Source organism: Pseudalkalibacillus sp. A8 (assembly GCF_045920555.1).
GTDB lineage: Bacteria > Bacillota > Bacilli > Bacillales > Fictibacillaceae > Pseudalkalibacillus.
This window is the reverse complement of the sequence record NZ_CP174509.1, coordinates 189,548-204,255: the sequence shown is the minus strand read 5'-3', so window position 1 is coordinate 204,255 and position 14,708 is coordinate 189,548. Positions and strand designations below refer to the sequence as shown.

Genomic DNA, 14,708 nt, shown 5'->3' with positions numbered 1-14,708 from the left:
TTCTTACTAAATCAAGTGCTATTCGACTAAGAGAGAGCCCTTCAGGACGTTACTCCTTCATTTGACTCTTCGATATAATCCTTCAGTTCCAATGGAACTGTCTAACCTTTACCTGAGAGATGTGACCATCCTCAATTTAAGCTAGAAACATTTCGCACAATAATCTGGCCCTCTAACGAAAAAGACGCGTTCCTAAATAAAAGCCCGATTGTTTAAGATCGTTTTTAGTCTGAACTACAATAGCTTTATTGTAGAAAAGCCTCCTTATCTTGAAGTCTCCACATCAAGGTAAAGTTCATTTCTTCATAACTTTTGTCGACGATATCTGAACGGTAATCCTTTAGTTCAACCAATGGCTTGGTTTTTCTAAATAGTTGGGAATTCGAGTTTGAGCATCTCCTTTTGCAGAATTGATTTGTGACTGTGTTAGAAAAAGAGCTTCTTTCAAATTAGCTCCACTTAGCTCAGCGTCTCTAAGGTCTGCTCCAATAAAATCAGCCTTCCTCAAATCACTATGGCTTAAATTAGCTGCAATCATGAGTATTCCTCTAAAATTTTCGCCTTGTAAGTCCCACCCTGCTAGGTTCGCTCCTATATAATCCGATCTCTTCTTTAATCTTCTCTTTTTACTCTTTTTAATAAGGTCGGCGCGATACAAATTGCTGGTCTCTATCAATAGAACGTTCACATTACTTCTATGAGCACCAATATCAATTTGTAATATCTTCTTAGGAGTTTTTATGGCCAATTCTACCGTTTCTTCGAAAATCTTTTGTAGACTAGCGTGTAATGATTGAGTTTCCTTTAAACCCAGAGCTTGTTTCATATACCAGAGCATTTCATGCAATTGTTGTACAATAGGGAATACGGCAAACATTTCTTCAGCACGTTTAGATTCTTCTCTCCAGTCTTCACCCTTATAAATTGTCTGTGAAACATTCTGCCCAGCACCAAAGCACTCATAAGTCACACAACCACGAAAGCCTTTCTCTATTAATTGGTCATTTATTGAACATAAATTGTTTGAACATAAATTTCGACAAGGTGTTCCACCATCTTTGTTGATCGGAAAGTCTGCTGATCTCGAATAAGGCAATGCTACACAACACAATCCAAAACAATTCTTACAATCTGATTTTAAATCATCAAACATATTAAACACTTCCTGTTGTAAAAAAGAATATTTAAGTACATATTGAAAAAAATTTTAATAGTTGTCTTTTTTCATAATTTACTCCATTATATGCCCTTTTGTTGGAATAAATATAGACCTCTTATTCCGAATAACTGCCCTTTTGTTAAATAAGAAAGTTCTGTATGATTCTATTTTGTCATATATTGTAAAATACCTTGTGATTTACAAAAAGCAACAATCTATACGGGAATAGCATTTTTTAATCACCTGACATGGTCACTTTAGGAACCGTATTTGCATTCGATATAAAAAATGTGCCTGGTTGTCAATTGTGACTTCCAGGCACATTTTTTAGCTTATTTTATCTCAATTCAGTTGCCAACTACAATGTTTGTTCACCAACATTAATGTCGGTGAACAAAGCTTCCATCATATATCTATTGATTATTCAACCGTAACTGATTTTGCCAGGTTACGTGGCTTATCGACGTCGCAGTCACGGTGCAGTGCAGCATAATAGGAGATCAATTGCAGCGGCACCACGCTTGTTAATGGTGTCAGTAATTCATGCACATCCGGAATGACGATCCGATCTTCTTCGTCATGCAGGGACTCTGTACTGATCGTGCAGGTATACGCACCACGTGCAGCTACCTCTTTTACGTTTCCTCGGATGCTCAAGTTCACATGCTCTTGAGTGGCAAGCGCGATGACAGGAGTTCCTTCCTCGATCAACGCGATGGTTCCGTGTTTCAATTCTCCACCCGCAAATCCTTCTGCCTGGATATAAGAGATTTCTTTCAGCTTCAACGCCCCTTCGAGTACAACGTGATAATCCATTCCACGTCCGATGAAGAAGCAGTTTCGTGTTACTGCAAGATACTCCCGTGCGATCTTTTCGAAATCTTCTTTCTGGTCACAGAGTGCTTCAATCGCATTTGAGACGACACTCAATTCCTTGATCAGATCAAAGCTCAACTCCAACCCTTTCGCTTTCGCTGTATCGCCAGCCAATATGGAAAGGACCGCAATCTGTGCTGTGTAAGCTTTCGTAGACGCTACAGCGATTTCAGGACCAGCGTGAAGAAGCATCGTATAATCCGCTTCACGGGAAAGGGTAGATCCCGGCACGTTTGTGATCGTCAATGCTTTATGGCCAAGCTTTTTCACTTGGACGAGGACAGCACGGCTGTCTGCTGTTTCCCCACTCTGAGAAATGAAGATGAATAACGGCTTCTCAGAAAGCATCGGCATATTGTATGAGAACTCACTTGCAATATGGACTTCTACTGGAACCTGAGCCATCTTTTCAATCAGCTCTTTACCGACTAGGCCAGCGTGGTAAGAGGTACCACAAGCAATGATATAGATCCGGTCTGTTTTCTTCATTGCTTTCCGGATATCATCATCCAACTTTAGATTGCCATCCTTATCCTGATACTGATTGATGATGTTGCGAATCACGATTGGCTGCTCATCGATTTCTTTAAGCATATAGTGCGGGTACGTACCTTTTTCAATGTCGGAAGCATCAAGCTCTGCAGTGAATGGGTCACGTTCCTTTACTTCTCCTTCAAGGTCCTTGATGGTTACATCCGTTTTGGTGACGATGACGATTTCTTCGTCCATCAGCTCAACGAATTGATCTGTTTTTTGAAGCATTGCCATTGCGTCACTCGCAACGACATTGTAGCCATTTCCTAATCCGACAAGCAATGGACTTTTGTTCTTCCCGACATAAATCGTGTCCTCATTCTCGTTATCCAAAAGGGCGATTGCATATGATCCTTTTAATAACGATAACGTTTTACGGAAAGCCGCTTCTACTTCAAGTCTTTCTTTTACAAAATGTTCAATAAGCTGGACAATGATTTCCGTATCTGTTTCACTTTTCAGTTCAACGTCTTTCAAAAACTCTTTTCGTACTTGTGTAAAGTTTTCGATAACCCCATTGTGTACGAGTGTAAATCGTTCCGTCGAGCTTTGGTGAGGGTGGGCATTGATTCTACTTGGTGCACCGTGTGTAGCCCAACGTGTATGTCCAATCCCGATGGTTGCAGCTTCGTTTTCAACAACGTTTTCTCTTAACGTCGCAATGCGTCCTTTTTCCTTGAAAACATGAACGCCTTTGTCATTCATGACCGCGATACCAGCTGAATCATAACCACGATATTCAAGCTTTTCAAGCCCTTTTAATAAGATTTCTTTCGTATCTTCAGTTCCAACATAACCAACAATTCCACACATTGAAATAAACCTCCCTGTTGGGGGGCAAACAGCCTTAATTCACCAAAATTTCTCCAAGTGATAATAAGGGGTCTTTATTTACCCCCAACGTACAAAATTTTAGATTTTACATCGCATCCATACCTTTGTTTACCAAGTCGCCTCAGTGGTTTCAGTATGAACTTTCCGGTGTGATGTAAGACCGAGAGGCATCCGCCGATCAGATTCGATAAACCTCTTTCCTCGTCAACTATTTCAGTCACCGCCGCGGTGTCGGAATCAACCGAAGAAATAGTCCAGGCGCTTTTTTAAGATTATACTCTTCTATGCTCCTTTCTATAATCGAATGGAAATATCATACACTACAAGCAGTATATCGTCAACGCCTATATTTTAGCGTTGGTCTACACTTAAAATTTATGCAAAAACAGCTCGTTTTGTGTATGTGAGCTGTCCTTGCATAGTATTCGAAATCAACGTATTTTTCTGTCCTTATTGTTCTACATACCCTAGTTCTTGGTCGACTACACGTGCAATTTCCTCGACATATTGTTTGCAAAGCTCTTCTGTCGGAGCCTCTACCATCACCCGTACAAGAGGCTCGGTCCCTGAAGGACGTACAAGAACGCGTCCGTTTCCGCTTGTCTCTGCTTCGACTTTTTCGATCGCTTCTTTTACTGCTGTGTTTTCCATCACTTTCGTTTTATCCGTAACCTTTACATTCTTCAAACATTGCGGGAACTTTTTCATGTCGCCAGCAAGCTCGGATAGAGGCTTCTGAGTCAACTTCATGATATTGACAAGCTGTAACGCAGATAGGAGACCGTCTCCAGTCGTACTGTGATCCAGGAAGATGATATGTCCGGATTGCTCTCCGCCAAGATTGTAGTCGCCTTCCCTCATACGTTCCATGACGTAGCGGTCGCCGACAGCCGTTTGCTCGGAAGCGATTTTCGCAGCTTCAAGCCCTTTATAGAATCCAAGGTTACTCATGACTGTTGAAACCACTGTATTCTTCTTCAATCTGCCTTCGTTTGCCATATGCTTGGCACAGATGAACATGATTTGATCGCCATCGACAATTGTTCCCTTCTCATCCACCGCAATCAATCGATCTCCATCTCCATCAAAAGCTAAGCCAACATCGGCTTCTTTTTCTTTAACGAGCTCGACTAATTTCTCAGGATGAGTGGACCCTACACCATCATTGATGTTCAACCCGTTCGGTGAAGAGCCGATTGTGGTGATATCAGCATCAAGGTCAGCAAAAAGGTGCGGTGCAAGTGAAGAAACTGCACCATGCGCGCAATCTAATGCAATACGAAGCCCTGAGAAGTCCTCATCAACCGTCTGTTTCAAGAATTGAAGGTACTTCTGACCGCCTTCGAAATAATCACTTACTAAACCAAGTTCCATTCCAGTCGGTCTTGGCAGGTTATCTTCATCAAGGTCCAACAATTCCTCAATTTCCTTTTCTTGCTCATCCAATAGCTTAAACCCATCTGACCCGAAAAACTTGATTCCATTGTCACCCACAGGGTTATGGGATGCTGAGATCATGACTCCGGCCTGAGCTCCTAATGCTTTTGTCAGATAAGCGACACCTGGAGTTGAAATGACGCCTAATCGCATGACTTCTGCTCCTATAGAGAGCAGACCTGCAACCATCGCGCCTTCCAGCATATGACCGGAAATACGGGTGTCCCGACCAATGATGATTTTCGGTTTTTGGGTCTCTTTTGTCAGAACATAACCGCCGAAGCGCCCTAATCTGAACGCTAATTCAGGTGTTAATTCGGTGTTTGCTACTCCTCTGACTCCATCTGTTCCAAAATATTTACCCATTCAATAAATCGCTCCTTCTTCCCTATTCCACATTATGCCGTTCTTTTGCTGATGGTTAAGGTCACTTCTGTCAGCTGACTCTCAAATGTAAATTGATCAGGAACATCGACATTGATTTTTACGTCATGTTGTCCCTCTGACAAATCTTCTGCATCTACAAAAGCGGTTATATTTTCTTCTGATAAATTTTCCAAATCTTTTTCATTCCCATTGACTGTGATATCCATGGTCCCTTGAGTCGGAGTATTGAACTTCGCTTCCTCGTTATCGTCCAATCCTACGACTTTGATCGGTAAATCATTGAAAGTCTTTGAGCTTGCTGTTTCACTTTCAGGTTCAGTGGTTGTTTCCTCTTCTTTCTGTTCAACATCCACCTTGACTCTTACTTTTCCAGGCGAAGCGTAAAACGCCCCATCTGGTAATGGCACATCCACTTCAATCGTTTCATCTTCGGTGATGTTGCTTAAATCAACAGGTAACGCGATAGAATCCAGTTCATCAAGTACATTTTGAGGTGCATGGATTGCCACTTTTTCTTGTACAGGAGTAATTGATTTAAGCTCGTGCCCATCTGGAAGGGATCCTTTTTCATCAATCGAGACAGGAACTTCTTTACTCGGATTTTCAATCGGCACAGTGACGTTCATTGTTTCCGGTTCGATATTGATATCTATCGGATCGAAGCTTCTATTCAACGCTTGGACTTTAACCTCTCTTGTAAAGGTTTCCTTCGCATCCGCAACGTTGACAAAGACTCGGACATAGGCGATTTCATCGATCATGTCCTTTGCTCCGGTAATTTCGATTTCCTCTGTTTGAAGCTGAGGAGTTCCGGCAATATAGCCTTTTTGCAATTCATTTTCCCCAAGGAGCTGCACTGTCACTGGGAATGTTTCGGTTTTCTTTTCGTGTAACGTCACATCGATTGTACTTTCTCTCGGAAACGCTTCAATACCACTAGGGAGATTCTCGAATTTCACTTCTGCTTCGTATTGACCAGGCCCTTTATCCCTTAGATCGATATAAGCCTTTGGAGCCCGTTGAAGGTTAAATCTCATAATATCCGATTTAGTACCTTGGAACCTTACGCCGACTGTTTCAGGCATCCCCAATAAAACATACTTATCTTCATCATATTCGGCGTCAAGATTAACCGTTTTAAATGCCTCCTCCCCATTAGTTGGGAGGCCTTGATCCTCTTCATTAGCCTGTTGGTCATTGATATGGACAGTCGTATACATCATCAAAGCGATCAGAAAAGCTGTGACTTTTACAAACCATGGAGATTTAAGCAGTCTATCCATCTTTCTTCCCCCTCCAATTCCACTTTGATGAGGAAGTTGATTTAGATTTTGTCATAATTTCAGCCTCTAACAGTTTTCGTAACATGTCCTCATCTAAATTACGGTAGAGTTCACCATTTTTTGTGAGAGAAACATTTCCAGTTTCTTCAGAGACAACCAACGTCAGACTATCTGTTACTTCTGATATACCTAAAGCAGCTCTATGGCGCGTTCCCAGTTCTTTTGAAATGAACGGGCTTTCCGATAGAGGGAGGTAACTTGCAGCTGCCAGGATTTGATTATCGTTGATGATGACAGCCCCATCATGCAACGGGGTATTCGGGATAAAAATATTGATCAAGAGTTCTGAGCTCAGATTAGCATTGATCGGAATACCAGTTTCTACGTAATCATCGAGACCCGTTTCCCTTTCAATAGTAATGAGAGCACCAATACGACGTTTGGCCATATAATTGGTCGCCTTTAACATCGCTTCAATCGTACTTCTCTTTTCCTCTTCTTCTGCAATCATGCCTCTTGAGAAGAATCTACCTCGACCCAACTGTTCAAGCGCACGTCGAAGCTCCGGCTGGAAGATGATGATGATTGCTAGGAAACCGTATAGTAGTGTTTGGTTCATTAGAAAATATAAAGTGTTCAGCTTGAAAATTCCACTGAAAAACCAAACCGCTATTATGACAGTGATTCCTTTTAACAGCTGGATTGCTTTCGTACCTTTTATCAGCATGATGAGCTTATAGATCACGTAGGTGACCAAGAGGATATCAATTATATCATTCAAGTAATTCAATATATTAAAGTCAAAGTCTCCTATAGGAAACATACGCATCCTCCAAACTGATCAACTCAATATCATTGTTTCCAAATATGCTCAGTTTGTTACCATATGTAACTTCTCTATTATATCACAATTTGGCACTATATCTATTTTTCGCAAGGTTCCGTCAATAACACTCCGTATGTACCCAAAAAAATTCAGAAGCAAGGAAGGCGGACACCGAGTGAGTATAAGCAGATGATGTGATAAAGAAATATAACAAGGGAGTGATCCCCGAAACACCTCCGCTTGTCCGAGATGCTTCTAAGCCACTCCACTATTTCATATGAAAATACATTTGGCTTTCTGGTCAATCCGAAGTGAACCATTCCTTTACTGTGCTGGCTCCATCTTTCAAACGGTACCAGACCCATTCCGTAATCTTATGGATCTCTTCACTATCTCCTGCAATATGCCCTGCTGAAGCAAGGTAATGGCTTCCATTGATGACTGTAACGTTACCTTCTACTTTCCCTGCAATTTCTACATCACCATTCCTTACTACCAAATCACCTTTTACAATCTCGCCTTCAGGTACAATGACCTTTCCATTTTCCTGGTCTATTTTAACTTGTGCTCCGTTTGCTGACACGGAAATCGGATTACCCTTATTACTTCCCCATTCACTATAAATAGTGCTCGACATCAACAAAAGAAAGAGAATCGCAGCTGTCAAGAGTGGATGATGGTGGAACCACCTTCTCATTTTTGAGGAGGCTTTTTCCCTAGGTAATTGGTCCATAACTTTTGAAGTAAAACCATTTGGTGCTTTTAGAGGGTGATGGCCATGCAGTAATTGATCGACATTTTTGAGCTCTTCAAATTTTTCCTTGCATTCAGAACATGATTTTGTATGTTGAAGCAATTCTATTTTTTCAAGAGGCTCGATTTCTTCATCGACCCATTTATGCATATAGGATGAATATTTACCATCGCATTTCATTTCTACTTATCCTCCTAACAATCCAGATCTTTCAACCGTTTACGAAGTGCTTCCCGACCACGATGGATACGAGTTTTTACTGTTGAAACTGGAATCTGCAATATTTCACTGATCTCTTTTAAAGACAGTTCCTCCAAATATTTCAGTGCAATAGCTGAGCGGTATTTCGGAGGCAAATGCAGGATCTCCTTCTGTATACGGTCTTGAAGTTCAAAGGTTTCAATTTTTTCTTCTGGCAATTGTTCTGCGACTGCTATTTGAGAATAGAGGGTTAGGCCTTCACCCCCGGCTAGTTCTGCATCCAGGTAATAATCCGGCTTCTTCTTACGTATACGATCAATCGTCAAATTGGTTGCAATTCGATACAACCAAGTAGAAAATTTATGTGCCTCATTAAATCGTTCAATATGTATATAAGCCCGTACAAATGCTTCCTGAGCTATATCCTCTGCTTCATGCACATTCCCTAACATCCGGTAGACGATATGGTATACTTTATCTTTATAAATTTCTACAAGTTCTTCAAAGGCTTTTTGATCCCCTTTTTTTACAGAGCGGACCAAACGCTTAACCGTTATATCCATTTAGGAACCCCACCCCCGATACTCCATTGTTTGAATATACTACTTATGGAGTAGATTCTTCTTTTTTTATTCTAACATGAGACAACTTCCAAGTGATGAATATTTTTGTTAATATAGGTTTATTTTCTTATTTATCGGGTATTATGTTTAACAACTATAGGCGAAAGCAGGTGGGCGGCATGTCAGCTGAAGAACGCTTTCTATTGAATGAAATTGAGAATTCGAGAAAGAAAATGTTAATCCTGGCGAAAGAAAAGCCTTTGTTTTCTACGGAGGTTGTAGAGATCAGCCAATATCTTGACTATCTACTTAATCGTTACGATACAATTAAGACTGAAATTATAGATGCTTCATGAACAAACAGCAGCTCTCACCTAGAGAGCTGGTTAATTCTATTTACGATAAAAAGCCTTATCGACATTTAAATTCGATAAGGCTTTGAATGTTATTTATATTAACTTTTCACCTAAAAGGGAACCGACCAATGCAACGGCCACAGTGGCTGTTTTGTTCTTTTCATCAAGAATCGGATTGACTTCCACAAATTCAGCCGAGGTAAGGATTTTCGCCTCTTCAAGCATCTCCATCGCCAAATGGCTTTCACGATAGCTGATCCCGCCTAGGACCGGAGTACCTACACCGGGTGCCTCTGCCGGATCCAATCCATCAAGGTCCAAGCTTAAGTGTACACCATCTGTTTCGTTCGAGACGTATTCGATCGCTTCTTGCATAACCTTTGTCATACCCATTCTATCGATTTCGTGCATCGTATAAACTTTGATTCCTTTTTCTCGGATCAATTCACGCTCCCCTTCATCCAGCGAGCGTGCGCCGATAATGACGATATTCTCAGGTTTGACCTTCGGGCTGTATCCCCCGATTTCTTGCAGTCTTTCATGTCCGATACCAAGACTTACAGCGAGAGGCATACCATGAATATTTCCACTTGGTGAAGTTTCTCCTGTATTTAAATCGCCATGGGCATCATACCAGATGACGCCTAAATTCTTATAATGCTTCGACACACCTGCAAGCGTCCCGATCGCAATGCTATGGTCACCGCCAAGCACTAATGGGAAACGGTTATCTTCGATGATTTTATTGACACCTTCCGCCAAAAGGTTGTTCGCTTCAATAACCCCATCTAAATTTTTAAGGTTAGTTTCTTTACTTGCGACTTTTTCCCTTTGAGGGATTTGGACATCGCCATGATCCTCCACATCGTAGCCAAGGTTTTCAAGTCTTTCGATAAGACCAGCATATCTCATTGCACTAGGTCCCATATCAACGCCACGGCGCATTTGGCCAAGGTCCATCGGGACACCTAAAATTCCAATATTCTTGTTCATGATTTTTTTCCTCCTCATTCGACAATCTATTCTCTATTGTAGGGCTTCATCATGCTGTGGTTCAACTGGACAAAATCCTGTATACTTATGCGGTTTAACAGGGGTTTAACTGATGTTTATGGATAAATATAAAGCGCTTACACGAATTGGGTTTTGGTTTTGTTCCAGCTCATTGTTTTTAATATGTAAAAAAACTCTCCAAACCATTCGGTTCAGAGAGTTTATTATGTATGATTTGGTGGAGCCTAGCGGGATCGAACCGCTGACCTCCTGCGTGCAAGGCAGGCGCTCTCCCAGCTGAGCTAAGGCCCCGATGGAGCGGGTGATGAGAATCGAACTCACGACCAGAGCTTGGAAGGCTCTTGTTTTACCACTAAACTACACCCGCATGATTAAAATTATTGTTGGTTAATCAGAATCGAGATGGTGAGCCATGAAGGACTCGAACCTTCGACCCTCTGATTAAAAGTCAGATGCTCTACCGACTGAGCTAATGGCTCAAGTTATAATGAAGCTTACTCACCTTATGTCCCTTCCTCTAAGTGACAGATCTTGCGAAGAAATCTGCATCAGGACAATTCATAGTTTACCCATAAGCTGTTTCGTTCATAGCTAATGGCTCGCGAAGGATAATCAACTTTGGTTTTTTTAAAATGGTGGAGGGGGACGGATTCGAACCGCCGAACCCGGAGGGAGCGGATTTACAGTCCGCCGCGTTTAGCCACTTCGCTACCCCTCCAATAAAAAAAGACTATAAAGTCTGATTTTCAAATGAAACTGGTGCTGGCCAGAGGACTTGAACCCCCAACCTACTGATTACAAGTCAGTTGCTCTACCAATTGAGCTAGGCCAGCATAATGGTGGAGGATGACGGGATCGAACCGCCGACCCCCTGCTTGTAAGGCAGGTGCTCTCCCAGCTGAGCTAATCCTCCATATGAATGGTGACCCCTACGGGATTCGAACCCGTGTTACCGCCGTGAAAGGGCGGTGTCTTAACCACTTGACCAAGGGGCCGATATGAACTTTTCATGGAGCTTCCAAGCGGGCTCGAACCGCTGACCTCTTCCTTACCATGGAAGTGCTCTACCTGCTGAGCTATGGAAGCAAATGGCTCCACAGGCAGGACTCGAACCTGCGACCGATCGGTTAACAGCCGATAGCTCTACCACTGAGCTACTGTGGAATAATTCATTGAGATGAAAAAAGTTTTTTGGCCCGGCGACGTCCTACTCTCACAGGGGGAAGCCCCCAATTACCATTGGCGCTGAAGAGCTTAACTTCCGTGTTCGGCATGGGAACGGGTGTGACCTCTTCGCCATCGTCACCAGACCAACTTTCAATTGATCCACAATCATCCTTAGTAAGGACAAGATATATATTACTAAAATATAAAAGTTTTTTCAAGGGCTTTTTCTAAAAAAATGTTCCCTCAAAACTAGATAACGGTTCTTGAAAACATTGTCGATGTTAAGTGAAGTGGTTAAGTCCTCGATCGATTAGTATCTGTCAGCTCCACGTGTCGCCACGCTTCCACACCAGACCTATCAACCTCATCATCTCTGAGGGATCTTACTCGCTTGACGCGATGGGAAATCTCATCTTGAGGGGGGCTTCATGCTTAGATGCTTTCAGCACTTATCCCGTCCACACGTAGCTACCCAGCTATGCTCCTGGCGGAACAACTGGTACACCAGCGGTGTGTCCATCCCGGTCCTCTCGTACTAAGGACAGCTCCTCTCAAATTTCCTGCGCCCGCGACGGATAGGGACCGAACTGTCTCACGACGTTCTGAACCCAGCTCGCGTACCGCTTTAATGGGCGAACAGCCCAACCCTTGGGACCTACTTCAGCCCCAGGATGCGATGAGCCGACATCGAGGTGCCAAACCTCCCCGTCGATGTGGACTCTTGGGGGAGATAAGCCTGTTATCCCCAGGGTAGCTTTTATCCGTTGAGCGATGGCCCTTCCATGCGGAACCACCGGATCACTAAGCCCGACTTTCGTCCCTGCTCGACTTGTAGGTCTCGCAGTCAAGCTCCCTTGTGCCTTTACACTCTGCGAATGATTTCCAACCATTCTGAGGGAACCTTTGGGCGCCTCCGTTACACTTTAGGAGGCGACCGCCCCAGTCAAACTGCCCACCTGACACTGTCTCCGGACCGGATCACGGTCCTGGGTTAGAATTTCAATACCGTCAGGGTAGTATCCCACCGACGCCTCCACCGAACCTGGCGGTCCGGCTTCTCTGGCTCCTACCTATCCTGTACAAACGATACCAAAATCCAATATCAGGCTACAGTAAAGCTCCATGGGGTCTTTCCGTCCTGTCGCGGGTAACCTGCATCTTCACAGGTACTATAATTTCACCGGGTCTCTCGTTGAGACAGTATCCAAGTCGTTGCACCTTTCGTGCGGGTCGGAACTTACCCGACAAGGAATTTCGCTACCTTAGGACCGTTATAGTTACGGCCGCCGTTTACTGGGGCTTCGATTCAGAGCTTCTCCTAATGGATAACCCCTCCTCTTAACCTTCCAGCACCGGGCAGGTGTCAGCCCCTATACTTCGCCTTACGGCTTCGCAGAGACCTGTGTTTTTGCTAAACAGTCGCTTGGATCTTTTCACTGCGGCTCTCTCGGGCTTGCACCCTATCAGAGCACCCCTTCTCCCGAAGTTACGGGGTCATTTTGCCGAGTTCCTTAACGAGAGTTCTCCCGAGCATCTTAGGATTCTCTCCTCGCCTACCTGTGTCGGTTTACGGTACGGGCACCTCTTTCCTCGCTAGAGGCTTTTCTTGGCAGTGTAGGATCAGGGACTTCGGTACTCTAGTTCCCTCGCCATCACAGCTCCGCCGTATGGTGGACGGATTTGCCTATCCACCGGCCTGACTGCTTGGACGCGCATATCCATCAGCGCGCTCTCCCTACCTTCCTGCGTCCCCCCGTTGCTCAAACGGAAAGGAGGTGGTACAGGAATATCAACCTGTTGGCCATCGCCTACGCCTTTCGGCCTCGGCTTAGGTCCCGACTAACCCTGAGCGGACGAGCCTTCCTCAGGAAACCTTGGGCTTTCGATGGAGAAGATTCTCACTTCTCTTTTCGCTACTCATACCGGCATTCTCACTTCAAAGCGCTCCACGAGTCCTTCCGGTCTCGCTTCTCAGCCCTTCGAACGCTCCCCTACCACTGTACCGTTAGGTACAATCCATAGCTTCGGTGATACGTTTAGCCCCGGTACATTTTCGGCGCAGAGTCACTCGACCAGTGAGCTATTACGCACTCTTTAAATGGTGGCTGCTTCTAAGCCAACATCCTGGTTGTCTGGGCAACTCCACATCCTTTTCCACTTAACGTATACTTGGGGACCTTAGCTGATGGTCTGGGCTGTTTCCCTCTCGACTACGGATCTTATCACTCGCAGTCTGACTCCCGTGGACAAGTTCCTGGCATTCGGAGTTTGACTGAATTCGGTAATCCTGTGGGGACCCCTAGTCCAATCAGTGCTCTACCTCCAGAACTCTCACCACGAGGCTAGCCCTAAAGCTATTTCGGGGAGAACCAGCTATCTCCGAGTTCGATTGGCATTTCACCCCTACCCACACCTCATCCCCGCACTTTTCAACGTGCGTGGGTTCGGGCCTCCATTCAGTGTTACCTGAACTTCACCCTGGACATGGGTAGATCACTCGGTTTCGGGTCTACGACAACGTACTCATGCGCCCTGTTCAGACTCGCTTTCGCTGCGGCTCCGTCTCTGCGACTTAACCTTGCACGTTATCGTAACTCGCCGGTTCATTCTACAAAAGGCACGCCGTCACCCGTTAATGGGCTCCGACTACTTGTAGGCACACGGTTTCAGGATCTCTTTCACTCCCCTTCCGGGGTGCTTTTCACCTTTCCCTCACGGTACTGGTTCACTATCGGTCACTAGGGAGTATTTAGCCTTGGGAGATGGTCCTCCCAGCTTCCGACGGGGTTTCACGTGTCCCGCCGTACTCAGGATCCACTCTGGAGGGAACGACGTTTTGGCTACAGGGCTGTTACCTCCTCTGGCGGGCCTTTCCAGACCGCTTCGCCTACGCCGTTCCTTTCTTACTCCGTATAGAGTGTCCTACAACCCCAAGAGGCAAGCCTCTTGGTTTGGGCTGTTTCCGTTTCGCTCGCCGCTACTCAGGAAATCGCGATTGCTTTCTCTTCCTCTGGGTACTAAGATGTTTCAGTTCCCCAGGTCTGCCTTCTCATACCCTATGAATTCAGGTATGGATCCTACCCCATTACGGGCAGTGGGTTCCCCCATTCGGAAATCCCCGGATCAAAGCTTACTTACAGCTCCCCGAGGCATATCGGTGTTCGTCCCGTCCTTCTTCGGCTCCTAGTGCCAAGGCATCCACCGTGCGCCCTTCATAACTTAACCACGTTATGAATGAACTTACACTTCTTACTTGTCATTAAATGACGTTTTCGATGTCTTGTTTTCAAGAATTTCATTATCTAGTTTTCAAGGAA

Annotated in this window: 9 protein-coding genes, 9 tRNA genes and 2 rRNA genes; 1 reads left to right on the top strand and 19 read right to left on the bottom strand. The window is 44.3% G+C overall.

Annotation, left to right across the window (positions count from 1 at the left end):
* Positions 1–340 precede the first annotated feature (340 nt).
* From ACJROX_RS01135 to sigW, 7 genes are all read right to left on the bottom strand, one after another.
* Entirely contained in the window at positions 341–1,153 is an 813-nt protein-coding gene (locus ACJROX_RS01135; RefSeq protein WP_408008977.1) for a pentapeptide repeat-containing protein, read from the bottom strand.
* Between the two features lie 426 nt (positions 1,154–1,579).
* Positions 1,580–3,382 carry a glutamine--fructose-6-phosphate transaminase (isomerizing) gene (gene glmS, locus ACJROX_RS01130; protein ID WP_408008976.1) on the bottom strand — a complete coding sequence of 601 codons (1,803 nt, stop codon included), beginning with the start codon at positions 3,380–3,382 and terminating at the stop codon, positions 1,580–1,582.
* 471 nt (positions 3,383–3,853) lie between these two features.
* Positions 3,854–5,206, bottom strand: a complete 1,353-nt coding sequence (gene glmM / locus ACJROX_RS01125) for a phosphoglucosamine mutase (protein ID WP_408008975.1) — start codon at positions 5,204–5,206, stop codon at positions 3,854–3,856.
* A gap of 32 nt (positions 5,207–5,238) precedes the next feature.
* The gene (locus ACJROX_RS01120) at positions 5,239–6,510 is read right to left on the bottom strand and encodes a YbbR-like domain-containing protein (protein ID WP_408008974.1); all 1,272 of its coding nucleotides are present in this window, start codon (positions 6,508–6,510) and stop codon (positions 5,239–5,241) included.
* Positions 6,503–7,333, bottom strand: a complete 831-nt coding sequence (gene cdaA / locus ACJROX_RS01115) for a diadenylate cyclase CdaA (protein ID WP_408008973.1) — start codon at positions 7,331–7,333, stop codon at positions 6,503–6,505. The genes ACJROX_RS01120 and cdaA overlap by 8 nt, the downstream gene beginning before the upstream one ends.
* Positions 7,334–7,637: 304 nt before the next feature.
* On the bottom strand, positions 7,638–8,270 hold the full coding sequence (locus tag ACJROX_RS01110) for an anti-sigma factor (RefSeq protein WP_408008972.1): 633 nt from the start codon (positions 8,268–8,270) through the stop codon (positions 7,638–7,640).
* A 14-nt stretch (positions 8,271–8,284) separates the two neighbouring features.
* Positions 8,285–8,854 carry an RNA polymerase sigma factor SigW gene (gene sigW / locus ACJROX_RS01105; protein WP_408008971.1) on the bottom strand — a complete coding sequence of 190 codons (570 nt, stop codon included), beginning with the start codon at positions 8,852–8,854 and terminating at the stop codon, positions 8,285–8,287.
* Between the two features lie 179 nt (positions 8,855–9,033).
* On the opposite strand from sigW, the gene ACJROX_RS01100 reads away from it, so the two are divergent.
* A complete protein-coding gene (locus tag ACJROX_RS01100; protein ID WP_408008970.1) occupies positions 9,034–9,210 on the top strand; it encodes a Spo0E family sporulation regulatory protein-aspartic acid phosphatase in 177 nt (58 codons plus the stop codon).
* Between the two features lie 93 nt (positions 9,211–9,303).
* Here the strand turns inward: ACJROX_RS01100 and rocF are convergent, their stop codons facing one another.
* The 12 genes from rocF to ACJROX_RS01040 form a co-directional block, all read right to left on the bottom strand.
* Complete coding sequence (gene rocF, locus ACJROX_RS01095) at positions 9,304–10,203, bottom strand: arginase (protein WP_408008969.1); 900 nt, start codon at positions 10,201–10,203, stop codon at positions 9,304–9,306.
* A 236-nt stretch (positions 10,204–10,439) separates the two neighbouring features.
* Positions 10,440–10,515, bottom strand: a tRNA-Ala gene (locus ACJROX_RS01090).
* 2 nt (positions 10,516–10,517) lie between these two features.
* Positions 10,518–10,591, bottom strand: a tRNA-Gly gene (locus ACJROX_RS01085).
* Positions 10,592–10,627: 36 nt separating this feature from the next.
* Positions 10,628–10,703, bottom strand: a tRNA-Lys gene (locus tag ACJROX_RS01080).
* Between the two features lie 154 nt (positions 10,704–10,857).
* Positions 10,858–10,942 (bottom strand) — tRNA-Tyr (locus ACJROX_RS01075).
* 39 nt (positions 10,943–10,981) lie between these two features.
* Positions 10,982–11,057 (bottom strand) — tRNA-Thr (locus ACJROX_RS01070).
* A 4-nt stretch (positions 11,058–11,061) separates the two neighbouring features.
* Positions 11,062–11,137: transfer RNA gene (locus tag ACJROX_RS01065), tRNA-Val, on the bottom strand.
* A 7-nt stretch (positions 11,138–11,144) separates the two neighbouring features.
* Positions 11,145–11,219 (bottom strand) — tRNA-Glu (locus ACJROX_RS01060).
* Between the two features lie 15 nt (positions 11,220–11,234).
* Positions 11,235–11,310: transfer RNA gene (locus ACJROX_RS01055), tRNA-Thr, on the bottom strand.
* A 3-nt stretch (positions 11,311–11,313) separates the two neighbouring features.
* Positions 11,314–11,388, bottom strand: a tRNA-Asn gene (locus tag ACJROX_RS01050).
* Positions 11,389–11,418: 30 nt separating this feature from the next.
* Positions 11,419–11,534, bottom strand: a 5S ribosomal RNA gene (gene rrf, locus ACJROX_RS01045).
* Positions 11,535–11,681: 147 nt separating this feature from the next.
* Positions 11,682–14,616: ribosomal RNA gene (locus ACJROX_RS01040) — 23S ribosomal RNA — on the bottom strand.
* Positions 14,617–14,708 lie beyond the last annotated feature (92 nt).